The organism is Xanthomonas sp. WHRI 10207 (genome assembly GCF_040202975.1).
In the GTDB taxonomy this organism is placed as follows: Bacteria; Pseudomonadota; Gammaproteobacteria; order Xanthomonadales; family Xanthomonadaceae; genus Xanthomonas.
The window spans coordinates 22,224-44,137 of the sequence record NZ_JBEGDX010000004.1; the positions used below are offsets into that span (position 1 = coordinate 22,224).

Sequence of the window (21,914 nt, forward strand, 5' to 3'; positions counted from 1 at the left end):
GCGCTAGATGTCTCCAATCCCGAATATCCGCTCCCGAAACTTGCATCATCGCGGTCGCGTCAGGCTAGAATTGCCGGCCATGTAAACGTTTTCTCAAGGATCTCATGGCTGCTGATCGCATCGAAACCCTGATTGCCCGGATGACCGTCGAAGAGAAGGTCGGACAGTTGGGTGTGTTCGCCGACATGGTGCGGCCGTTCGCACCGGACGTGAATCCCGAAGCCAATGTGCTCAACGCCGACGAGGTGCTGCAGCAGGTGCGGCAGGGCAGGGTGGGCTCGCTGTTCAATGGCGTTGGCGCCGCGCTGGGCGTGCAGATCCAGAAGGTGGCGGTCGAAGAAAGCCGCCTGGGCATTCCGGTGATCCTGGCCGCGGACGTGATTCACGGCATGCGCACGGTGTTCCCGATCCCGTTGGGCGAAGCGGCCAGCTTCGAGCCCGAGTTGGCCGAGCGCACCGCGCGCGCCACCGCGATCGAAGCCACCGCCGCCGGCCTGCACTGGACCTACGCACCGGCGGTGGACATCGCGCGCGACCAGCGCTGGGGCCGTGGCGCGGAAGGCGCCGGCGAAGACGTATTACTGGGCGCCGCGTTTGCCGCCGCGCGCGTGCGCGGTTTTCAGGGCGGCGACCTCACCGCCGACGATTGCCTGCTGGCGACCCCGAAGCACTTTGCCGCCTATGGTGCGGTGGCGGCGGGCATGGAATACAACACCGTCGATATCGCGCCGCAGACGCTGCGCGATGTGCATCTTCCGCCGTTCAAGGCCGCTTTCGATGCCGGCGCATTGACGGTGATGTCTTCCTTCAACGACATCAACGGCGTGCCGGCCAGTGCCAACCACGAATTGCTGACCGAGATCCTGCGCGGTGAATGGCAGTTTCCGGGCGTGGTGATTTCCGACTACACCGCCGATATGGAATTGATCGCGCACGGCTACGCCGCCGATGAGCGCGATGCGACCAAGAAGGCGTTTCTGGCCGGGTTGGACCTGAGCATGCAGAGCGGTTTCTATGCCGCACATCTGCCGTCGCTGGTGGAAAGCGGCGAGGTGCCGATGGCCACGCTGGATGCCAGCGTGCGTCGCATGTTGCAGCTGAAAGAGGCCATTGGCCTGTTCGACAATCCGTATCGCTCGCTGGACCCGGCGCGCGAAGCCGATAATGCTCACTTGCCTGCACACGATGCGTTGTCGCGCGATGCGGCGCGGCGTTCGATCGTGTTGCTGAAGAACGACGGCGCGCTGCTGCCGCTGAAGAAGAGCGGGCAGCGGATCGCGTTGATTGGCCCGTTCGTGCAGGACCGCGAGAACATCGAAGGGTGCTGGACATTGTTCGGCGACAAGGCACGTTACGTGACCCTGGAGCAGGGCGTGCGCGCCGTGGTCGGCACCGATGATCTGAGCGTTGTGCAGGGCTGTGGCCTGGAAGAGGCGCTGCCGGGCGGTATTTCGGCGGCCATCGATGCCGCACAGGCCGCCGATGTGGTGGTGCTGGCACTCGGCGAGCCGCAGCGCTTCAGCGGCGAGGCGCAGTCGCGTACCGACATTACGTTGCCGCCGGCGCAGCAGGCGCTGGCCGAAGCGGTTGCCGCCACCGGCACGCCCATCGTGGTGCTGTTGCGCAACGGCCGCGCGTTGGCGCTGCATGGCGCGGTACGCGACGCCGAGGCGATTGCGGTGACGTGGTATCTGGGCACCCAGACCGGCACCGGCGTGGCCGATGTGTTGTTCGGCGACTACAACCCGTCCGCGCGCCTGCCGATCAGCTTTCCGCAGGTCACCGGGCAGCAGCCATATTTCTACAATCATCTGCGCACCGGCCGTCCCGAGCTGCCGACGTTGTCCGAATACAAGGCGCGTTGGCGCGAAATGCCCAACGAACCGCTGTATCCGTTTGGGCATGGCCTGAGCTACACCACGTTTGCCTATGCGCAGCCCCAGTTGAGCGCCGCGCAACTTGGTTGGGGCGACACGCTGACCATCACCACGCGCGTGACCAATACCGGAACCGTGACCGGCGAAGAAGTGGTGCAGTTGTATGTGCACGATCGCGTGGCAAGCCGGGTGCGCCCGGTGCGCGAGCTCAAGGGGTTCCGCAAGGTGTTGTTGCAACCCGGCCAACACAAGGATGTGGTGTTCACGCTGACGCGCGATGCGCTGGCGTTTACCAATCCCAAGGGCGTGTTCGGTGCAGAGCCCGGCGTGTTCGATGTGTGGGTGTGCGCGTCGGCCAAGAGTGGCGAAGCGGTGACGTTCGAGTTGCTTGGCGCCTGAGCGCGCTGGTCAAGGCGGTGGTGTGCCGTCGCGTCGATAGGCAGTCTGCTGCAATGAGATCGCGTGCAAGACGTGACCAACGCCACTGACTGTAGCTTGTGCTGTTAGCGGCAAGTAGCGCGTGATGGGGCAGGGGGAGCGTGGCCTGGCCTGCTGTCGCAGCGCAGGTGCGTGTTGAGATTGGCGCACCCATGCATGCACGCGTTGAGTCATCGTCGCTGCGGAGACAAGCGCGTCCAAGCGCGTTAGCACACAGGCTTACGCTGGCAGTGACAGATTGCGTTTGTGGCGCATGCAGCGCGCCGGCGAGACAGAATCGCCGCCATTGATGTGACTGCTGACGGACGGCAGAACGCGCGCCGAGACGCCGCGGTGCACTGCCTGCGTGCATCGACGCGCAGGCAGTGCCGGCACTGGCCTATCTCAGGCCGATCACGCGTCGTTTTCGACCGCAGCCTTGCTCTTGGGCGTGAGCTTGAGCAGACGCCCGGTGCTGCCGCTGGCTTCGTCTTCCAGCAACCACAGCGCGCCGTCGGGACCTTGCTCCACTTCGCGGATGCGTGCGCCCATGTCGTAGCGGGCCACTTCGCGTGGCTGATCGCCCAGCGAGACCTGCACCAGCGCCATCGACGACAGGCCGCCGATAAAGCCCTGGCCGCGCCACGCCGGGAACTGCGCGCCGTTGTAGATCACAAAACCTGCCGGCGAGATCACTGGCGTCCAGCTGATCTTGGGCGCGGCAAACTCCGGGCGCGTGTTGTGGTCGGGAATCGGCCGGCCGTCATAGTGGTCGCCATTGGAGACGATCGGGTAGCCATAGTTGGCGCCGCGCTGGATCAGGTTGAGCTCATCGCCGCCGGCCGGACCCATCTCGTGTTCCCACAACCGGCCCCTGCCGTCGAATGCGATGCCCAGGATGTTGCGATGCCCCAGCGACCACACCTGTGCAGCCACGCCACCCTGCGCGGCGAACGGATTGTCGGCCGGTACGCTGCCGTCGTCGTTGAGGCGGATCAATTTGCCGAGATTGGCTTTCATGTCCTGCGCCGGATCGAACTTCTGGCGCTCGCTGGAGGTGATCCACAGCTTGCCATCGGGGCCGAAAGCGAGCCGATGGCCGAAGTGGCCATTACCGGACACCTTGGGGCTCTGACGCCAGATCACCTTGAGGTCGGACAAGGTGCCGCCACCGGTAGCATCCAATGTGAGCTTGGCACGCGCGACTGCCGCGCCGCGGATGTCGCCCTGGCCCGGTTCGGCGTAGCTCACATAGACCAGGCCATTCTTGGCGAAGCGCGGATGGGCCAGAACATCGCCAAACCCGCCCTGGCCGCCGTAAGCGACCGCCGGCACACCGGTCACGGCGCTCTTGCGATTGGTCTTGGGGTCCAGACGCATCAATGCGCCGCGCTTTTCGCTGACCAACAGCGTGCCATCGGGCAGGAAGGTCATCGCCCAGGGTTCGTCGAAGTCGGCAACGGTGGTGGCCTGGAATGGCCATTGCGCCTTGGGAATGGAGGCGGCCGGGGCGGCCGCAGGTGCGGCCAGCGCGGCGCCGGTGGCGAACAGAGTGGCCGAACAGGCCAGAGCAAGCAGACGACGGATAGACATGAGGTCCTCCAGGGGATAGGCACGGTCACGCTGCAGCCCTCCCACAACGTGTTCCGCGTCGGGTTTTCAAGTACCTTACACGACGCTAGCGGGGCCGCCCTGTCGCAGATCACTCTCCGCAGGTCGGCCGCGTCTCACATCGTTGTTTCATCCTGCAGTTTCACCATGAAAAGGAGTTTCCATGGCCACGCAAAAAACCTCGCCCGCCTTTATCGCTGCGTCGTGGGCTGCCTTGTTGGCAGGCAGCGCTGCGTATCTGATCGGCTTATGGAACGCGCAGATGTTGCTCAACGAGAAGGGCTACTACTTCACGCTGCTGTTGTTTGGTCTGTTCGCCTCGGTGTCATTGCAAAAAAGCGTGCGTGACCGCGCGGACGGGATTCCGGTGACAGGTCTTTACTATGCCATCTGCTGGTTCTCGCTGATCATCGCCCTGGTGCTGCTGGCGATCGGCTTGATCAACGCAACGTTGCTGCTGAGCGAAAAAGGCTTTTATGCAATGGCGTATGCGTTGAGCCTGTTTGGCGCAGTCGCCGTGCAGAAAAATACGCGCGATGCGATGGATGCAGACGCAACCCAGCACACCTCGCGTGTCGCACCGCCGCCGCTCGACTGACGGAAAACTCTCTTGTTGATACAACAACGCCACCTCGACGGTGGCGTTGTTTGTTTACGGCTTTGGCTTGCTGTCGCCCGAGACGAAATCCGCTGCGTTTTCCCACGCGCGCTTGACCGCGTGTCGGGCCTTGCTCCAACTCAGGCCATCGGTGCCGCGCTTGGCTTCCCAATCGCGATGCAGTTCGGCTTCGACCTGATCGTAGGCGCGCGCATTCTCGCGGATCCGTGCTTCATGCCCGACCAGATAAGCGCTTTCGTAATCTTCGTAACGGTCGCCTTCGGTGTAATACGGCTCTTCAGTAAAACGTTCACGCCAATAGCTGGATACGTTCTGGCTGCGGTCTTCGTCCGGCGCGCGGCCTGGAATCTGATACGGCACGTTCATGCTCGTCTCCGTCATTGCGAATGTGCGGACCAACTTAGGCAGCGGCGTGTTAACAGCGCGGCACGCGGGGTGACGGTTGGGTCAAGGCGACGTTGCAGCTTCGCTCATGCATCGCTCCAAACAGGCGTGCTGCGTTTATCCGCGTGCGATGCCTTTCATACCGCAGCAGACGCTGCCTCATACGGCAGCGGCTTGGCGCCGGCAGCGACGATTGACGGCTCCGCGGCCTGCAGCGCCTGTTCGTCGGCATCGATGACGACCAAGATGCGGCCGGCTTCGATTTCGTCCTCGAACTGACGACGCACCGGGTCGGGCACGGTGGCGCCGATCAGGGCCGACGACCAACTGCCCACCAGCGCGCCGGCCAGTGCCATGACGCCAACGCCGGCCAGGGTCAGGCCGATTGGCGGCACAGCGACTGCCACCAGGCCTGCCACCAACCCGGCCGCGCCACCGGTGGCCGCGCCGCGCGCTGCGGCCGGTACAAAATCAGTTTTGGCGTCCTTGCGCTCGTCCGGTACGTCGTGCAGTTCGATATCCGAGCGGGCGATCAGCGACAACGCCTCATTGTCGATGCCGGCGCTGCGTGCGGACTGCAGTACGCGTTGCGCGCTTTCAAGATCAGGTGTGCTGTAGACGCGACGCAGTTTCATCGCAAGCTCCCATGCAAGTGAGAGTGCAGCGTTGGGCGTGCCTGGTTAGACCTGCGTGAGCGCGGCGCGAGCGTGTTGCGAAGCTGCTACACCGTCTTGCGCGGAAACAGGTAAAACGCCCAGCCCACCAGCAATGCCACGCCTGCCGCTGCCAGATTTTGCCAGCTGGCGCTGGCCAGCAAGCCGAGCGACAGCAACAACGCAGCGATGGGAATGAGTGGGCCTCCCGGCAATCGTAGCGTGTCGGTACGTTGCCGATAGCGGCGCGCCAGTACGATCACCGCCGCCGCCGTGCCGATGTAGGCGAACAAGCGCGTGACCATCGACAGCAGCGCCAGCTGGGTGAACGAGCCCGACAATGCGAGCGCCAGCGACAACACGCCCTGGGTGAGCACCGCGGCTGCGGGGGTATGAAAGCGCGGATGCACGCGTGCCAGAAACGCCGGCCCGTAACCGTCCTGCGCGAGCGCGAACAGAAAGCGCGGACCGAGCATCACTGTGTTGCTGGTCGTGCCCAGGATGGAAATGGTGGCGCCCACGGTGAGAATCAGCGCCAGCGCCTCGCCGCCGAAGCCGCTGGCCGCATCCGCCAACGGGGTGGGCGAAGCCGCAAGATTGGGCAACGTCCCTTGCGCGACGACCTGTACGGCGGCATAGATCACGGTCACCGTGACTATCATGGTGATGAGCGCAAATGGCACGTCGCGGCGCGGGTTGCGGTATTCGCCGGCCGCTGCAGGAATGTTTTCGAAACCTGCATACGCAAACAGCAGCAGCAGGGCGGCCTCGCCGAGATTGCCCAGGTCGCGCAGGTCAGGAGATTTGCCGGCAAACGCCCACGACCAATCCACATAGAACAGCCCGATTGCCACGAACAACAGCAACGGCACCAGTTTGCCGATCACCAGGGCGATGCCGGTGCGCGCAGCCGACTTGACGCCGATGACGTTGATCGCGGTCAGCACACCTAGCGAGCCGACCACGACCAAGGTGCGCGCCCATGCATCGGTGGAAGCGGTGGGCCAGAACCGCGCCACCGCATCGGCCAGCCCGTTGCTCAAGGCCGCTGCCGAACTGATACGGGTGAGCCAGATCATCCAGCCGATCTGAAACCCGACAAAGGGGCCAAACGCCTCGCGCGTGTAGAGGTAACTGCCGCCGGGCGTATCGAAATAGCTTGCCGCCTGCGCGTAACACAGCACCAGCAAGGCCACCGCCAGCCCGGCCAGCATCACCGCCCACAGGCTCATCGGCCCCAGCAGTGCCGCGGTGGCTGCGGGCAATAGATAGATGCCGCTGCCGATAACATCGTTGATCGATAAGCCGACGATCTGCCAGCGGCTGACCACACGCACCAGGCCGGTGCTATCGGACGGGGGCGCCGGCGTGCTCATGGTGCGGCCTCGACCAGCTCGGGCAACTGCCACTGCGCTTGCAGGCGCGCGTAGTCGGCGCGCGGCAGCAACACGAAGAGCGGCTTGTCCGCGGGTTTCAACCAGGCCAGCAGACGCTGCATGTCTGCCGGCTGCATCGCCGTGCAGCCGGCGGTGAACTGCCCCGGAGTGCGCCACAGATGCGCAAAGATGCAGCTGCCGCGCCCGGCAATATTGTTGGGGTTATGCGCGATGACGAAACCTTCGCGATACCGCGCATCGCCGGGATGGCGCAGGTCCAGGCGCATCGGCTCGGTGGAACCGGCCACCGCCGCTTTACCGACCTGCGCGGCATCGACGATGCGGTTGTACAGCGGCGAGCTGGGCACATCCATGCAGTAATGCGTGGCGCTCATCGCCTGATACGGCATGGCGCTGTCGATGCTGGCGGAATAGCCAAATGCCGGGCCGATGGCAAAGACCCCGGCCGGGCTGCGGCCATCGCCTTCGCGCTTCTGTGGGCCTTGCGATTGCGCCGGGTGCAGACCTTCGCCCCAGGCGCTGCCATGCCGGCCGAGTGCGACCGCAAAGCCTGGCGCGGCCGGCGTCCATTGGCCATCGACACGCGTAAAGGTCTGCAGCCGCGCCTGGGTGCTGTTCCAGTCCGGCGTGGTCACCACGATCAGTGCGCGTGCCTGCTGCAGCGCTTCGATCGGTTCGCCTGCGGCGGCGCCATTGCTACACAGTGCCAGCGCCAGGAGCAGGGTGTATCGCAACAGGATGGCAAGGCGCATGCGGGCTCCGGACGGCAGGGGACGAACTGGTGAGAGTGGCGATGCATCTGTGTGGATGACGGCACGCCTACCGTAACCGATGGTGTCGGGTGGGGCAGGCCTACTGTACCCAGCAATGCGCGTGTGTGGCGCATGGCGATGTCGACTGCATGTGCGTCTTTACAGTGCTGCGCTGGAATCACGATCGCTGCGTGCGTCGTTTTTGTACGGCATGGATCGCGCAAGCGGCTGGTTAGGAAATGCGCATATTCCTAATCGCGTGCTCGGTTACTTGCCGCCCGACATGCCGCTTGCAACGGCCAAGTCAGTCGGGCAACAGCTCCAACCCGCGGATACGGCGGATACCCAGCCCCGGCGAATCGTCGATATGGATCTGCGCCTCATCGAACTGCACGCCGCCCTCGGTGGGGTCGAACTGTCCCAGCGCCGGCGCATCCAGATCGGCCAGGGTGATGCTGTCTGCCTTGGCCACCGCCAGATGCACGGCTGCCGCAACGCTGATGCTGGATTCGATCATGCATCCGATCATGCACGGCACGCCGTACAGCGCAGCGATATCGGCGATGCGGATGGCACTGGACAGGCCGCCGGTCTTCATCAGTTTGATGTTGACGATGTCGGCCGCGCGACGCTGGAGAAGGTCGATCACCTGCGATGGTGAGAACACGCTTTCGTCGGCCATCACCGGGGTGTCGATACGCGCGGTGACGAAGGCCAGGCCATCGATATCGGCGGCCTTGACCGGTTGTTCGAGCAATTCCAGCACGATGCCGGCGTCCTCCAGCGTACGCATGCTGCGCACCGCCTGTTTGGGTGTCCAGCCCTGGTTGGCATCCAGGCGCAGCGATGCGCTCCCATCGACGGCTGCGTGGATCGCCTTGACGCGTTCCACATCCGACGCGCTGTCCTTACCCACTTTGATCTTCAGCGATCGATAGCCGCGCGCCAATGCCGCCTGCGCCTGCGCGACCATGATGTCGATGCTATCGGCACTGATGGTGATGTCGGTGGTGATACGCGGCGTGCCGCCGCCGAGCAACTGATAGAGCGGCGCACCGAAGGACTGCGCCCATAGATCGTAGAGCGCGATTTCCACCGCGGCCTTGGCGCTGGTATTGCGTTCCAGCGCATGCTGCACCAGACCGCACAGCCGATTGAGATCGGCTACATCCTGGCCGATCAAACGCGGTGCGATGCACTGCTGGATCGCGGCAATGATGCTGCCGTGCGTATCGCCGGTGATCGGCGCGGTCGCCGGTGCCGCGCCGTACCCGATATGTCCGCTATCGGTTTGCAGCAGCACTACCACGTCTTCGATCGCCTGCACGGTGCGCACCGCGGTCTTGAACGGTGTTTTCAATGGCACGCGCAGCATGCCGAGGCGGAAGCCGGTGATCTTCATGGGGAGCCGATCGGCGCGATGCGCTGGATGCGAGTGATGTGGTCGATGAAGGGTGTGCCATCGGTGGCCAGCAATGGCAACAGCGGCGTCACCGAAACGCCGTTCAAGCGCGCGCGCTGCACACTGCCATCGGCAGCGCGATAGTTGGCGCCGGCGACATCGTGAATCACCCACGGTGTGCCGTGCTCATGCCCGATCACCAACATCACGTGACCGGGGATATAGATCAGGTCGCCGATGCGCAGCAGCGCCAGCTGCTGCAGACGTTGCGACCGCGGCGCGCGTGCATCGAACGCAACAGTGCGCAGCACCGGGCTGCGCGCCTGATCGCCGGTATTGCGTGGCAGCGCAATCCCCAGACTGCGATAGATATCCAGCACAAACCCACTGCAATCGCGGGCGTCGTAATCGTTGCCCCAGCCGTAGCGTTCGCCCAGAAACTTGAACGCCTGGCGCAGCAATGCGGCATCGGTCGCGGGCAAGGGGGCAATGCGCACATCGGCGCCACGCGGGATCAGGGCAGGCAGCAGTTGCAAGCGACCATCGGCATCGCGCACTGGGAGTTGCACTACGTGGGCCGCCAGCGGCAGTTGTCCGTTGACCGGCTGTTGCGGTGGCCAGTCGGCATGCAGGGGTAGGCTGGTGCCCATGTCCAGCGACAGTGCCGAGAGGGCAGGCAGTTCGGGGGTGTACGCGGTTTGCACGCGTGCACCGGTGACGAGTATGCGTGGGCTGCGGTGCGCGTACTGCAGCACCTGCTCGCGACGGCCTTCGGCGATCTTGTCGGCAGCGATCCACGCCGCGTAGTTGGCCGCAAGCACAAACCGCCACGCGCCATCGGCACTGGTGTGCAGCACAGCCACCGGCATGCCTGGATACAGCGCGGACTCCTGAAAGCGGTCGATATCAAGATCGTCGGGACTGGTGAACACGCGCTGGGAGGTAGGGAAGGTGCGCAGTGCCGCGCGCTGGACGACCAGTGCGAAGTGCGGTGCCACGTTTTCAGGAATTGCGTCCAATGCCAGCGTGCGGCGCAGCTCCGACAGGCGCGCTGCGTCGATACGCTGTCCATCCGTACCGTACAACGCACGGGTTGGTGGCGCCGACAGCGCCTCGATCCGCGCTCGCACTGCAGCGCTGGGCATGACCTTGGGCAGCTGCGGCAGATCGTGCATGGACGCATCGTCGCGCAACAGGCGGGCATTGAAGGTTGCGATCTGTGCGGCGTTCAAATGCGGCGCCTGCGCATTGCCGCTGCGCTGGATCCAGTAGTCCGGCGTCAGTTGCGCGTCGCTGACGGCGAAGGGTGCGGCTTGCGAAGCGGACATGCTCGCGGGCGCGGCGCCGCACGGCAGCGCGAGTGCGATCAGCAGCAACGTCAGCAGGCGGCGCAACAGTGGCATGAAAAGCTCTGGATGAATGCATGTGGCGTGCAGTGCAGCGTGGAGGGAACAACAGCGTGCCGGCCTCCTTTTGCTGCAACTGCGAGCCTGATCGGGAGTGTACGCGGGACGCCTCGCGGTGCGGAGACTGCCAGCGGTGATCGCTTTGCAACGTCGCGTGATTCCCTGAGGTGTGATGACATGCTGCTGCCATGGGAGACGCGTCGGTCGAGTGGTCGTTGCCGCGCGCCTTGCCGCCGCGCCAACGCTGGCGCGTTGCCTTGCCACCCGCACCTGCGGCACTCGGCAGACCATACCGTTGCCGGAAGCTGCATGCCGCAGCGGTCGCGGGCGAAGGTTTGCGACCAGTCATACATAACTGCAGTGGCTGTCAGCGGACGCGGCCACGACGCGGAATCGGCATCGCCTCTCGTACACTGCAGTTGTACGCGTCTGTGTCCATCTGGCGACTGCTTGCCACCTGGTGTCAGCCGCTCTGAATGCCCGTCAAGAGAAACCCGATGTCGCCTATTTCCCAATCGTGTTCATCGGCCTGGCTGCGGGCACTGGTCTGCCTGGCTGCGTTGTCGCTGGGTGCTTGCGCGCATGCGCCGCAGCGCAACCCGCTTGCGCAGTGGGTGCCGTCGCCCAATTACGACACCCGGCGGCCGATTCTGATCGTGCTGCACTTCACCGACCAGCACTCGGTGCAGCAGAGCCTGAGCACGTTGCGTGGGCGCAACAGCGGCGGCCGCGTCAGTGCGCATTACCTGATCGGCGAGGATGGGCAGCGCTACCAATTGGTCAGCGACGCGCAGCGCGCCTGGCATGGCGGTTCCGGTCGCTGGGGCACCATCACCGACATCAATTCGGCTTCGATCGGCATTGAACTGGACAACGACGGCAGCGAAGCGTTCGCGCCAGCGCAGATCGACAGCCTGCTGGTCTTGCTGCAAGACCTGTGCACGCGTCTGCGGATCCCGCGCACCCAGATCGTCGGTCATGAAGACGTCGCTCCTACACGCAAGAACGACCCGGGCCCGCTGTTTCCCTGGAAACGACTGGCCGATGCCGGCTTCGGCCGCTGGCCCGCGCCGGACGCTCCGCCGGCACCGGCAGGCTTCGATCCATGGCAGGCGCTTGCATTGCTGGGCTATAGCCTCGACGACCCCGCCGCCACGCTGCAGGCCTTCCATCACCACTATCGCGGCAACACCGCCAGTACGCTGGATGCCGAGGATCTGCGGATCCTGCATGCGCTGACACGACTTACCACTTCTCCCGCTGTGCCACTGACTCCGGGTGAGCTCGAAGCCAAGTGACGCGGTGCATCATCGCGCGGGAAGACGGGTTCCATTGGCGGCATAGCGGGCCGCGTTAGGTGTGGAAGTAGGTGGGTGCCTTTCGTGATTGCTGCGCTTTTGTAAATCCACTGGATCTGCAGCGCATTCTTGATAGGATTTTCCCCCGCCAACAATTGAAAGGATGTCGCGTGATGAGTCTCAGGAAGACAGCACTGTGGGCGGCAACGATGCTGGTCCTTGCCGGTTGTTCGGACAAGGCCAGCGACACGGCGCAGGCCGGCGCGCCGCCTGCGCCTACCGAGACGGCAGCCGCAACACCGACGACGTCTCCCGCAGCGCAGCCCCAGCAGGTGGCCACTGAGGTGCCGGCTCCTGGGCAAGTGCTGAACGACGTTTATGGAATGAAGGGCGACGGCTCAGCGTCCTACACCGTCGACAACGGTGCGCTGGCCACTTTCTGGTATGGCTATCGCTTCGACTTGGGCGGCAAGCACTACTACACCGGCTTCGCCAATGCCGGGCCCGGAAAGTATGGCAAGGCAGAGGAAAGCGACGGCCCAGATCCCGGTGTTGGGGTCAGCATTAGCCAGGCGACGTATGTGCTGGACGCAGTGCACGGCAAGCCGACCTGGACGCTGTTCCACGCCCAGCAGTGGGCCGGCGATTTCGGCGCGAACGAGAAAGCCGATCCACTCGATGAGAAACGCAAATCGCAAAGCACCGAAACCAAGGACGGCCACCTGCTTCTGGCGGTGCCGACCACACGGTTCGCAACCGGCGTCAGCATCCTGGGCTTCGCTATTTTCAGCTTCGACCCGAACAAGAACGACCTCGGCGATTACAAGGGCTGGGTTTACTTGGGTACCGTTGCGACCGGTGAAGACAACAGCGCAGCGTGCGACGACGGCGGGACGATGAAATGCGCCTCCAGCAGCGGGACGCTGAGCTTTGAACCGGACAAGACTGGTTCCATGCCGACGCTGCGCGTTGTCATGACAGGCACTGCCGTCTCCGGTCCAGGCAAGGTCCGTGTCCTGGACGCCGCCGATACGGTGACCTACACCTTCGACGCGTCCAAGCAGCAGTACACCCCGCCGCTGGATCAGTGAGCACCTTCTGCCATCTGGCTTTTCGGCGGATGCGCCGGCCAGATGGCGGTAGCTCGAAGAACTGGTTAAGCTACTCCAACGGGGCCTGATGTTCAGGCGGGTTATTCGTGAGCGGCAATGGATGCTGCACTCGCCCGATAGACCGGATGAAATTGCCGGTTTGTGGCTTGCCAAGCGCAGCCACCATTGCCGCCCCCGGTGCCGGGGCTGGACTTGATCGTTATTGTCCGTTCCGCCCCACAAGCAGCTGCGCTGCCTGTGGGCCGCGCCGTGTATGTGGAGTCACAGGATGGTGGCATGCGGCGGCCGCAACCGGCAGCAGTGCACGTCAGCTGGAGGCTTTCGTCTTCTTAACGACAACAGGATGTTATGGCTATGTCCAGTGAAAAAGCGGTCGTCGCAGTGACCGATGTGGCGCCCTACGCAGTTAGCGTGCTTTATCTGATTTACGGCATTGACGGAGATGGGGCTACCTCGTACGAGATCGATAATGGCGCGGTGGCAACCTTCTGGTGCGGTCAGCATTTTGAGCTTGAAGGCAAGCATTACTACACCGGCTTTGCGTACGCGTCGCCGAACAAGTATGGCAACGACCCTGCAGAGACGTTTCCAGATCCAGGCCAAGGCGTGTCCATCAGCCAAGCCACCTTTCAGCTGGTCGCGCCGGGCAGTGAGCGGCCGTGGATGCTGTTCCATGCGCAGCAGCACGTAGGCACCTTTGGCGGCTACGAGCGCGCCGATGCATTCGATGACAAACGTCCAACCCAATCGTTTGTACTGAATAACGGGCATCTGTTATTGGCAGTGCCGACGTCCAGCTTCAGTAATGGCGTGACCAGCAATGGACTGGCCTTGTTTACGTTCGATCCTTACAAGAACGATCTGGGCGATTATCAGGGTTGGGTCTACCGCGGCACGCTTCCGGCAGGTGAAGACAACGGAGCCTCTGTGGATGAAGAGGGTGGCGTTCCGCATGTCACCAGTACGGGAAATTTGCGCGTGCAATTCGATACAGATGCACCCATGCCCGCGCTGGAGGTCGCACTGCAAGGTACCGCCATCGCCGGCTCAGGTGAGATCCGCGTGCTTGGAGCAGGAGACATCGTGCGCTACGGCTACGACCAGCCAAGCGGCCAATACGTGCCTGTTGCAGGCTAAAAGTAGGGCAGTGCGGACGCTGCAGCTGCCGCATTGCGAAGTAAGAATGTTGCATCAACCGTTTTGTTAACCGCGAACTCAAGCTAAAGGACGAGCTCGGTTGACTCTGGCGGCACATGCCGCTGTTTCTCAACCTCAAGGAGTAAGACGAGATGGCCCGCGATTACACGAAATCCGAAAACTTGAACATCATCGAAAGCGAAGCAAAGCAGCGCCACATTCCGGTGGATGACTTCATGCGGTTTGCCTATATCGAAACCGGCGGAAAGTTCGACGAACAAGCCAGCCGTGGACCAAGAGGAGCCAAGGGCTTGTTCCAGTTTACGCCTGGTACTGCCGAGGCCTACGGTATCCGTGGTCAGGAACTCGACGCGGTCGCGAATACGGATGCGGCGGCACGGTTGTATCAGGACAACCAGAAGTCACTGACTCGGCAGCACGATCGCGACCACAATCCTTATCTGTCTGGCAAGCCTCAGCCAGATGGCCTGGACATGTATATGGCACATCAGCAAGGTGCTGCCGGGTATCGCTCGATCCAGGCTGCCGTTGCTACCGGGGATTTCGTGCGAGGCGACACGCGCTCCAACATCCTCAACAATGTTCCTGGCGAAAAAGATCGGGCCGGTGCAAAACAGTTTGAGGCATACACCGGCTCGTCCTTGGCAGACTTCAAGAAGATGTCCGATCAGGACATGGCCAAGACCTTCGTCAAGTATTGGGACACCAAATTCGACCATATCTCGATCCCCGAAAAGGGTATCAAGCCGGTCTCTCCGGGTCAGACGTCGGATCGAGCACCTGAGACAGTGCCGCAGCGGACCCAGACCCCGACGCAGGCCACGCCAGCTGCACCCAAGCAAGATGCTGATGGCATCAAGCTCACCGCCGCGCACGCGATGGGCATCGAGCATGACGATGTGAAGTACGCCATCAACATCAAGGGGCACAAGCTTTACCACCCCGGCGTGGACGGCAAGCATCTGGATCAGGGCTATATCGACTGCTCCGGGTGGGTGACCGAGCTGCAGAACGCCACCATGCGCGAGATCAATCAGAAAGCCGGCCAAGACGTGTTTGGGCGTCAGGATATGCTCGTGCAGGGCATGACCGGCTCGGGCGGCATCGTCAAGAAGGCCTTCGACAGTTCCGGGGTGCTACTGCAAGGCCAGGACGTATTCAAGCCGGGAGCGTTGAAGGAAGGCATGGTCATCGGCGTGGATGCCGGTAATACCAAGCACGAGCACTGGAAAGGCATCGACCACATCCTGATGGTGGTGCGTGATCCGAAGAGTGGCGAGCTGCAGGTCAGCCAATCCAGTGGCACCAAGGGTGTTAACACCCTGCCGCTGGACGATTATCTGGCAGCGAACAAGAACGCAAAACTATTTGTATCCGATCCTATCGCCAAGGCACGCGAACTTCTGCAGGACAGGCAGCAGACGCAGTCTCACAGTCAGGACGCACGCGATTCACTGAAGCCAGGCCAGCAGGGAAGCGATGTCAAAGAAATGCAGCAGAGCCTGATCGCACTGGGTATCAAGGACAACAGCGGCAACCTACTCAGCGGCACCGGTTTCTATGGCGACAAGACCAAGGAAGTTGTCGCAAATCTGCAGCGCGAAAAGGGTGTCGAGCCGACCGGGATTGCAGACAAAGCAACGCTTGAGGCACTGAACAAGCAGCAGGCCCAGGGTAAGTCGGCTACTGATCCGGGGCGTCACACCACTGCTGCCGTCAGCGATAACCCGCTGATGAAGCAGGCGATGGACCAACTTGAAAAGCATGGTCCCAATGGCGGTTTCAAGAATCGTGACGAAATGCAGCGGGCGGCTGGTCAGGTCGCGTTCGAAGCCAAGGTCAGCGGGATGTCGCGGATCGATGATCTGGTGGCAAGTACCGACGGCAAGGGTTTGATTGCGGTGCAGCGCAATCCGAACAATCCGCTCGACGTCAATCGTGCGTACGTGGACAAACAGCAGGCCGCAACTGTGCCGCTGGAGCAGAGCCAGCAGCAACTGGCGTCCGAAACTCAGCGGCAAACGCAGGAAGACCAGCGAACGCAGGCGGCAACGCAGGCTGCTCCGTCGCGGTAAGCGTTGGGATACCGACCGTGCCCCACCAGGCGCGGTCGGTATCACGGAGGCCTTACGCATCGACGTGCCGCACGATGATCGCGTCACGCCACGGTGGCTTTGTAACAACGTGGGCGGCGCCGTGTGAAGTCGCGACGCGCGAAGCGTTGGTTGGTGCACGCGTATTGCCGGCATCGCCAGGATGAGTTGCCTGAGTGGATGCATTTGAGCAGTGCCAGGGACCTGATCCGCATCTCGCATCTCGCATCTCAAGTAGCAAATCCAAAATCCCAAATCCCAAATCCCGGCACAAATAGGTTCGGGTCGGACCATCCGCGTAACAGCGAGCTGCCGCAATCCTGACACGACCTATAGTGTCCAGATGTAGGTCGACCTGCGTAGACCGCGTCAGCCACAGATCGCCCAGGCAATTCCTGGGGCATCGATCGCCTATGCTTCGCAAATGACACATCCACCCCTAGTCCACATTCCGGTGATTCCTTCGAGCTGCCAAAAGCTTGCTCTGCCGTGGCTGTTACTTACAGGGTCGTTGGTAAGCACATGCTTCGCTGCCACCGCAGCGCCGGTCATTTCGCCGGCGACCACTGCTGCAGAAGCTGGCCTGATCGATGTGCGCACGCTTGCGCTGGAGATCGTCGTCGACATGCGCTATGCGGGAAGCGATAACTTCACCGGACGCGTGGTGCCTGGGTATCTCGCACCGCGGTGTTATCTGTTACACCCGGCAGCCGAGGCGTTGGCCAAGGTGACGCGTACGCTCAAGGCAGCGGGATATCGCTTGCAGGTGTTCGACTGTTATCGGCCTGTGCGTGCGGTGCATGCATTCGTGGCATGGGCGGCGGATCTGCAGGATCAATCGACCAAGCCGCAGTACTACCCACGTGTGGACAAGCGGGCGCTGTTGGGCGACTACATCGCCGAGACCTCTGGACATAGCCGCGGCGCGACCCTGGACCTGGGCTTGCTCGACTGCCGGCGCGGTGCGTGTGATGCGGTGGAGATGGGCACCGATTTCGATTTCTTCGATCCGCGTGCGCATACCGATGCACCCGAGATCAGCAGCGCGCAGCGTGCGCATCGCCAGCATCTGTTGCGTGCGATGGCCGCCGAGGGATTTGCCAACTATCCGATGGAATGGTGGCATTTCACCTTCCGTCCCGAGCCCACGCCTGATACCGCTTACGATGTACCGGTGGACTGAGCGCGCCCACGCTCGGCCGCAACGGCTGCCGGTCTGGTTCTACGCGTGCAGTCGGTCCATCACTCGTACACTGCGGTCTTTGGCGCGGTGTTTGCCGCTTGGTCGGCCAACCGTCACGGTGCGCCTGCCGCTTGAGGAATCGTCATGTCCGACCCGGAACGCTTTTTGGATATTGCCTGCCCGTATTGCGGGGAGTGGATTACGCTGACGCTGGATCTCAGTGGTGGCGATCAGCAGTACATCGAAGATTGCCAGGTGTGCTGCAAGCCGATTTCGGTCAACGTGCAATGGGACGAGGATGGCGAGGCGCAGGTGACCGCGCGTGGTCAGGACGACTGAAGCGGCGTTGCCTACCAGACCTTTGCTCTCAGAGGCAGCAGATCGGGTGACCTGCCGTACTCTCCTTCATGCAGACGCCTGGCACGCAGTCGCTGCTGCCTCGTTCGCGCGCTCGTCCACCAATTCGGCTTGCGCCCGGATCCCTTGCCCTTAGCCGCTAGACTGGCACGCCTGCTGCCTGGATCGTCACGATGAACCTGCCCCTGCACTTCGGCCTGCTCGGTTCGCTGGAGGCCGGCTTGATCGCGCTGGTGCTTGGGGTGCTGTTGTTCGCCGCAGTCGAGTACATCGGCCGACGTCTGCAATTCACCCACGGCCACACGCTGGGAATCGCCTGCCTGCTTGCCGTGGCCATCGGTGCCGGCTACGACATCTGGAATCTCGTCTACACCAGCATCGTCCGGCTGGAGTCGCCGCTGTATGCGCGGCTGGCATTGGCAAAGATTCACGACCCCAACGAACTGGGCTCGCGCGTCGTCCTCGAAGTGGCCGGTGCGATCGCCGGCGTTGTCTTGGGTTGGAAACTGTTCAGTTCTGGAAGCTGGGACGACGATACCCCGAACGCCTGAGACATATCGAAAAAATGCGGCGCAGTTCGCAAAAATTTCCACGTTGAATGCGCTGCTTCTGTTTGACTCACCAGCCGCTAACAGGCGGCTACGCACAACGCTCGGCGCTGTGGTTAAAAGGATGTTTTGCCGGAAATCAGCGCAGGTTGAGCGTTCATTTGCGATGGGTAGGGTGGTGCCATGTGCGGCGACACCGTGCATTCCCAAGCCAAGGAGACCACCCAAATGAAGAATCGCAACCGCATCTCGCTGCTCGCCGCCACTGCCGCTCTTGCTGCCGTTCTGGCGCTGCCGGCCATGGCGCAAAGCACCTCTCAGGATGCCGCAGCGCAGTCGGGAAGTTCGGCAACCGGAGCTCCGACCGGTAGTTCGAATTCCGGCGGTGGTGGGCAGACCTGGGCCAGCGTGGATACCGACAGCGACGGCGCGATCAGCAAGCAGGAAGCGCAGGTCAACGCAGGGCTCGCGCAGATTTTCGACCAGGCCGATGGCAACACCGACGGTAAGTTGACCCCGGATGAGTACAAGGCATTCGTCGCCAAGCAGCAGGGTGGTGGCGCAGCCGGCTCGCAGGGGAACTGATCGGCACAGTCGCGAGACATCCCTTGGATTTCCATCGATCGAAGAGGAGTAGCGTCTGGATGAGAAACAGCGAATGAGCCGCGTGCCGTAGAGCAGGCGCGCCATCGAACAGGATGGACACACGGGAGCGGCCTGCCAGGGTTGCTCCCGTTTTCTTTACGTCATCCCCGTTACGGTGAAACGGTCCAACTCCGGCTTTCTTCCCATGTTGCAGCTGCGCGTTACCTTACTGGCCGGCCTGTGCAGTCCGCTGCTCGCGTTCGCCGCGCCGCCGGAGTTGCCGCCGGCCACCGCGCAGCAACCGCTTGTGCCGCCTGGCAGCAATGCTCCGGCTATGTCGCCCTTGCCGATCGAGCCGCCGCCTTCTGCAACGACTCCGCTGTTACCCACCGATCCCTCTGGTCCGCCCCGCGCCCGGAGCGGTGCCGAGTCCTCCGTGGCGTCGCCTGCCGGGACGCTGGCGCCGCGCAGCTTCCGCAGCCTGGATCGCGATGCCGACGGCTCGCTGACGCCGACAGAGGCCGGTGCCGACCCGATCCTGCGCGAGAAGTTCGGCGACTTCGACAGCAACGGCGACGGACGCCTGTCGCGCGATGAATTTGCCAGCTATCAACCCGGACCGGGCGACGCCGCGGGCGACTGACCGCAGCAGCGCGTTGGTGCGCTGCTAGACTTGCGCGATGACTCCTTTTGCACAGCGCGACGGCCAGGCGATTCAACTGGTCGGCTTCGATGGCGACGATACCCTCTGGAAAAGCGAGGACTATTACCGCAGCGCCGAAGCGGATTTCGAAGCGATCCTGGCCGGCTATCTCGACCTGGGCGACAGTCGCATGCAGCAGCACCTGCTGGCAGTGGAGCGGCGCAACCTGAAGGTGTTCGGTTACGGCGCCAAGGGCATGACGCTGTCGATGATCGAAACCGCCATCGAACTGACCGACGCCCGCATCGACGCGCGCGACATTCAGCGCATCGTCGAGATCGGACGCGCCACGCTGCAGCATCCGGTAGACGTGATCGCCGGGGTGCGTGAGGCGGTCAGCGCCATCGCCGCCGACTATGCGGTGGTGTTGATCACCAAGGGCGACCTGTTCCATCAGGAGCAGAAGATCGCGCAGTCCGGCCTGACCGATTTGTTCCCGCGAGTCGAAGTGGTGTCCGAGAAGGATCCACAGACCTACGCGCGCGTGCTCGGCGAATTCGACCTGCCGGCGCAGCGCTTCGTGATGATCGGCAACTCGTTGCGCTCCGACGTGGAGCCGGTGCTGGCGATCGGCGGCTGGGGCATCTACACCCCCTACGCGGTGACCTGGGCGCATGAGCAAGAGCACAGCGTCGCTGCCGACGAGCCGCGCATGCGCGAAGTGCCCGATGCCGCAGGCTGGCCGGCCGCCGTGCATGCGCTGGATGCGCTGGCTGGGCGGCACGCGCTAAGCTAAGCGCCGCGGCACGCGTCTGCGGTTAGAAGGAGCGGTCGCGACCGCTTGGGATACGTGCTCCGTGCCGACGCGCCTTAAACGGTCGCACTGCCGTGGCAATGGCTGGATCTTCCACGTCAGCTGCAGTGGCCAGGGCGGTCGTTACTGCGTCGCCGGTTTGCAGATGCTATGAATCGACATGCGGGCACATTGCGGTGCCCGTCAACAGGACGTTCCGGCCAGCAGGCGTGCATGGCCGACTTTGGAGGGATTGCCCATGAACATGTTGTCCGTCACCCATCGTGCAGTGCTGGCCGTTGCGCTGGGGCTGCTCGCCGGCACCACGCCGCTTGTGGCTGCCGAGCTCGAAGAAGAAATCATCAACCCCAGCGAGGTGATCTTTCGCGACGGGCAGCCGTACTACGAAGATGCGGGCGACTATGTGCGTCTTCGCACGCGCAAGGTGGGTGGGGAGATCATGTATTTCCGCACCGTCCGCTTCGACAGCGAACAAGGCTATGTGGATGCGCACGGTGAGAGCATCGCGAAATTGCAGTCCCGCCCGACTGCAAGCGACCGCAGTTCTGCGTTTTCGGCCGATCGATATTCCGACGTCCGCTACGGCGGTGGCTATGGCGGTTACGGCTATGGCCGCGAACTACGGTTTGGTGCATCGCGCAACCGTCCGTATGGGCAGATCTACTACGGCAACGGCCTGTATGGGCCGGACCCTTACAGCAGCCCGCACAATCGCGATGCGCGCCAGCGTTACATCGGTCCCGGCTACGTGGGCTCTTGCGATCTGAGCGGCTGCCGCGAAGTGCGCACCATCGGCTTCTACGATCTGCGCTGACACGCGTGTGGCCTGACACCGGCGCGAGCATGCGGCATCATCGGGGCATGCCTGTCTTACGCTCACCTCGGTTGCGATCGCTGCCATTGCTGGCGGCCATGCTGGTTCCGGTGCTGGCGCTCGCGCAGGGCGTGCCTGCGCCTGCTGCCGGTAGCCAGGCGCAGGAGGCCGCGCCGGCGGTGATGCCCGGTACCGGCGATGCCTGGGTGGACCAGCATCTGGCCGACATGGGGAGCTATGCGCAGCGCTACCCCGACAGTTTTATCGATGAGGTGGCGCGCTACACCCAGACCCCGCGCGGCTACGTGCAGGCACTGTTGCAGGTGCACGGCTGGCATGCCGGCGACATCTATTTCGCCTGCGCGTGGGCCCACACAGTGCAGCTGTCGTGCCGCGACAGCGTGCGCGCCTACACGCGCGACCATCATGACGGGTGGGCAGGCGTGATCACACGGCTGTCGGTGGAGCCGGATAGCGCGCATGTCCGCGCGCTGCGGCATGCCATCGTCGCCAGTTACGACCGTTGGGAACGGCCGATCACCCTGGACGCGCTGCTGCGTCGCCAGCTCGGCGATCATGCGCAGCGGCTGGAGGCTGCGCGCGAGTCCAGCGAAGCGGCCGACGCCGCAGCGCAGGCGGGGTTGTAACGCGCAAGGCATGTCGCCAGCCCAGGTGCCCGTCGGCTGTCTACGCGCCAACGCGCGGATGCGATGCTGCCGTGCAGCTGGTCGCCGCAGGGCGTGGTCGGCGAGAATGCGCTAACGCTGGCATCGGCCGGCCTCTGCCAAGAC

At 63.3% G+C, this 21,914-nt stretch carries 21 protein-coding genes; 14 read left to right on the plus strand and 7 right to left on the minus strand.

Annotated elements, in window-relative coordinates:
• The first annotated feature begins 104 nt into the window (after positions 1–104).
• Positions 105–2,276 carry a glycoside hydrolase family 3 N-terminal domain-containing protein gene (locus ABQU90_RS14340; protein ID WP_323522612.1) on the plus strand — a complete coding sequence of 724 codons (2,172 nt, stop codon included), beginning with the start codon at positions 105–107 and terminating at the stop codon, positions 2,274–2,276.
• 432 nt (positions 2,277–2,708) lie between these two features.
• On the opposite strand, the gene ABQU90_RS14345 is transcribed toward ABQU90_RS14340, so the two are convergent.
• Positions 2,709–3,887 carry a PQQ-dependent sugar dehydrogenase gene (locus ABQU90_RS14345; protein WP_055847481.1) on the minus strand — a complete coding sequence of 393 codons (1,179 nt, stop codon included), beginning with the start codon at positions 3,885–3,887 and terminating at the stop codon, positions 2,709–2,711.
• Positions 3,888–4,068: 181 nt separating this feature from the next.
• On the opposite strand from ABQU90_RS14345, the gene yiaA reads away from it, so the two are divergent.
• A complete protein-coding gene (gene yiaA, locus ABQU90_RS14350; RefSeq protein WP_055847483.1) occupies positions 4,069–4,503 on the plus strand; it encodes an inner membrane protein YiaA in 435 nt (144 codons plus the stop codon).
• A gap of 54 nt (positions 4,504–4,557) precedes the next feature.
• Here the strand turns inward: yiaA and ABQU90_RS14355 are convergent, their stop codons facing one another.
• From ABQU90_RS14355 to ABQU90_RS14380, 6 genes are all read right to left on the minus strand, one after another.
• Entirely contained in the window at positions 4,558–4,890 is a 333-nt protein-coding gene (locus tag ABQU90_RS14355) for a hypothetical protein (protein WP_055847486.1), read from the minus strand.
• A gap of 155 nt (positions 4,891–5,045) precedes the next feature.
• Positions 5,046–5,543, minus strand: a complete 498-nt coding sequence (locus ABQU90_RS14360) for a hypothetical protein (RefSeq protein ID WP_055847490.1) — start codon at positions 5,541–5,543, stop codon at positions 5,046–5,048.
• An 86-nt stretch (positions 5,544–5,629) separates the two neighbouring features.
• A complete protein-coding gene (locus tag ABQU90_RS14365; protein WP_115514100.1) occupies positions 5,630–6,937 on the minus strand; it encodes an APC family permease in 1,308 nt (435 codons plus the stop codon).
• Positions 6,934–7,710 carry a L,D-transpeptidase family protein gene (locus ABQU90_RS14370; RefSeq protein WP_323522611.1) on the minus strand — a complete coding sequence of 259 codons (777 nt, stop codon included), beginning with the start codon at positions 7,708–7,710 and terminating at the stop codon, positions 6,934–6,936. The genes ABQU90_RS14365 and ABQU90_RS14370 overlap by 4 nt, the downstream gene beginning before the upstream one ends.
• 304 nt (positions 7,711–8,014) lie before the next feature.
• Positions 8,015–9,112 (minus strand): dipeptide epimerase, encoded by a 1,098-nt coding sequence (locus tag ABQU90_RS14375; RefSeq protein ID WP_323522610.1) that lies wholly within the window; start codon positions 9,110–9,112, stop codon positions 8,015–8,017.
• The gene (locus ABQU90_RS14380; protein WP_323522609.1) at positions 9,109–10,515 is read right to left on the minus strand and encodes an SH3 domain-containing protein; all 1,407 of its coding nucleotides are present in this window, start codon (positions 10,513–10,515) and stop codon (positions 9,109–9,111) included. Before ABQU90_RS14380 ends, ABQU90_RS14375 begins: the two co-directional genes overlap by 4 nt.
• 500 nt (positions 10,516–11,015) lie before the next feature.
• Between ABQU90_RS14380 and ABQU90_RS14385 the strand changes: the two genes are divergently transcribed.
• The 12 genes from ABQU90_RS14385 (at position 11,016) to ABQU90_RS14440 (ending at position 21,770) form a co-directional block, all read left to right on the plus strand.
• On the plus strand, positions 11,016–11,816 hold the full coding sequence (locus tag ABQU90_RS14385; protein WP_323522608.1) for an N-acetylmuramoyl-L-alanine amidase: 801 nt from the start codon (positions 11,016–11,018) through the stop codon (positions 11,814–11,816).
• Positions 11,817–11,989: 173 nt separating this feature from the next.
• Entirely contained in the window at positions 11,990–12,907 is a 918-nt protein-coding gene (locus ABQU90_RS14390) for a hypothetical protein (RefSeq protein ID WP_323522607.1), read from the plus strand.
• A 375-nt stretch (positions 12,908–13,282) separates the two neighbouring features.
• Complete coding sequence (locus ABQU90_RS14395) at positions 13,283–14,065, plus strand: hypothetical protein (RefSeq protein ID WP_323522606.1); 783 nt, start codon at positions 13,283–13,285, stop codon at positions 14,063–14,065.
• A 152-nt stretch (positions 14,066–14,217) separates the two neighbouring features.
• On the plus strand, positions 14,218–16,161 hold the full coding sequence (locus tag ABQU90_RS14400; RefSeq protein WP_323522605.1) for an XVIPCD domain-containing protein: 1,944 nt from the start codon (positions 14,218–14,220) through the stop codon (positions 16,159–16,161).
• A gap of 529 nt (positions 16,162–16,690) precedes the next feature.
• Positions 16,691–17,362 carry a M15 family metallopeptidase gene (locus ABQU90_RS14405; protein WP_323522604.1) on the plus strand — a complete coding sequence of 224 codons (672 nt, stop codon included), beginning with the start codon at positions 16,691–16,693 and terminating at the stop codon, positions 17,360–17,362.
• Between the two features lie 144 nt (positions 17,363–17,506).
• A complete protein-coding gene (locus ABQU90_RS14410) occupies positions 17,507–17,701 on the plus strand; it encodes a CPXCG motif-containing cysteine-rich protein (RefSeq protein WP_055847510.1) in 195 nt (64 codons plus the stop codon).
• Between the two features lie 191 nt (positions 17,702–17,892).
• The gene (locus tag ABQU90_RS14415) at positions 17,893–18,270 is read left to right on the plus strand and encodes a hypothetical protein (protein ID WP_323522603.1); all 378 of its coding nucleotides are present in this window, start codon (positions 17,893–17,895) and stop codon (positions 18,268–18,270) included.
• A gap of 225 nt (positions 18,271–18,495) precedes the next feature.
• A complete protein-coding gene (locus ABQU90_RS14420; protein WP_323522602.1) occupies positions 18,496–18,852 on the plus strand; it encodes an EF-hand domain-containing protein in 357 nt (118 codons plus the stop codon).
• A 238-nt stretch (positions 18,853–19,090) separates the two neighbouring features.
• The gene (locus ABQU90_RS14425; RefSeq protein ID WP_323522629.1) at positions 19,091–19,495 is read left to right on the plus strand and encodes an EF-hand domain-containing protein; all 405 of its coding nucleotides are present in this window, start codon (positions 19,091–19,093) and stop codon (positions 19,493–19,495) included.
• A 37-nt stretch (positions 19,496–19,532) separates the two neighbouring features.
• Positions 19,533–20,291 carry an HAD family hydrolase gene (locus tag ABQU90_RS14430; RefSeq protein WP_115554760.1) on the plus strand — a complete coding sequence of 253 codons (759 nt, stop codon included), beginning with the start codon at positions 19,533–19,535 and terminating at the stop codon, positions 20,289–20,291.
• 256 nt (positions 20,292–20,547) lie between these two features.
• On the plus strand, positions 20,548–21,123 hold the full coding sequence (locus ABQU90_RS14435; RefSeq protein WP_323522601.1) for a hypothetical protein: 576 nt from the start codon (positions 20,548–20,550) through the stop codon (positions 21,121–21,123).
• A 29-nt stretch (positions 21,124–21,152) separates the two neighbouring features.
• Positions 21,153–21,770 (plus strand): hypothetical protein, encoded by a 618-nt coding sequence (locus ABQU90_RS14440; RefSeq protein WP_323522600.1) that lies wholly within the window; start codon positions 21,153–21,155, stop codon positions 21,768–21,770.
• The last annotated feature ends 144 nt before the right edge of the window (positions 21,771–21,914 follow it).

Coding starts and splice junctions, on each gene's coding strand:
- ABQU90_RS14340 (WP_323522612.1), top strand. CDS start 105: ATGGCTGCTGATCGCATCGAAACCCTGATTGCCCGGATGACCGTCGAA.
- ABQU90_RS14345 (WP_055847481.1), bottom strand. CDS start 3,887: ATGTCTATCCGTCGTCTGCTTGCTCTGGCCTGTTCGGCCACTCTGTTC.
- yiaA (WP_055847483.1), top strand. CDS start 4,069: ATGGCCACGCAAAAAACCTCGCCCGCCTTTATCGCTGCGTCGTGGGCT.
- ABQU90_RS14355 (WP_055847486.1), bottom strand. CDS start 4,890: ATGAACGTGCCGTATCAGATTCCAGGCCGCGCGCCGGACGAAGACCGC.
- ABQU90_RS14360 (WP_055847490.1), bottom strand. CDS start 5,543: ATGAAACTGCGTCGCGTCTACAGCACACCTGATCTTGAAAGCGCGCAA.
- ABQU90_RS14365 (WP_115514100.1), bottom strand. CDS start 6,937: ATGAGCACGCCGGCGCCCCCGTCCGATAGCACCGGCCTGGTGCGTGTG.
- ABQU90_RS14370 (WP_323522611.1), bottom strand. CDS start 7,710: ATGCGCCTTGCCATCCTGTTGCGATACACCCTGCTCCTGGCGCTGGCA.
- ABQU90_RS14375 (WP_323522610.1), bottom strand. CDS start 9,112: ATGAAGATCACCGGCTTCCGCCTCGGCATGCTGCGCGTGCCATTGAAA.
- ABQU90_RS14380 (WP_323522609.1), bottom strand. CDS start 10,515: ATGCCACTGTTGCGCCGCCTGCTGACGTTGCTGCTGATCGCACTCGCG.
- ABQU90_RS14385 (WP_323522608.1), top strand. CDS start 11,016: ATGTCGCCTATTTCCCAATCGTGTTCATCGGCCTGGCTGCGGGCACTG.
- ABQU90_RS14390 (WP_323522607.1), top strand. CDS start 11,990: ATGAGTCTCAGGAAGACAGCACTGTGGGCGGCAACGATGCTGGTCCTT.
- ABQU90_RS14395 (WP_323522606.1), top strand. CDS start 13,283: ATGTCCAGTGAAAAAGCGGTCGTCGCAGTGACCGATGTGGCGCCCTAC.
- ABQU90_RS14400 (WP_323522605.1), top strand. CDS start 14,218: ATGGCCCGCGATTACACGAAATCCGAAAACTTGAACATCATCGAAAGC.
- ABQU90_RS14410 (WP_055847510.1), top strand. CDS start 17,507: ATGTCCGACCCGGAACGCTTTTTGGATATTGCCTGCCCGTATTGCGGG.
- ABQU90_RS14415 (WP_323522603.1), top strand. CDS start 17,893: ATGAACCTGCCCCTGCACTTCGGCCTGCTCGGTTCGCTGGAGGCCGGC.
- ABQU90_RS14420 (WP_323522602.1), top strand. CDS start 18,496: ATGAAGAATCGCAACCGCATCTCGCTGCTCGCCGCCACTGCCGCTCTT.
- ABQU90_RS14430 (WP_115554760.1), top strand. CDS start 19,533: ATGACTCCTTTTGCACAGCGCGACGGCCAGGCGATTCAACTGGTCGGC.
- ABQU90_RS14435 (WP_323522601.1), top strand. CDS start 20,548: ATGAACATGTTGTCCGTCACCCATCGTGCAGTGCTGGCCGTTGCGCTG.
- ABQU90_RS14440 (WP_323522600.1), top strand. CDS start 21,153: ATGCGGCATCATCGGGGCATGCCTGTCTTACGCTCACCTCGGTTGCGA.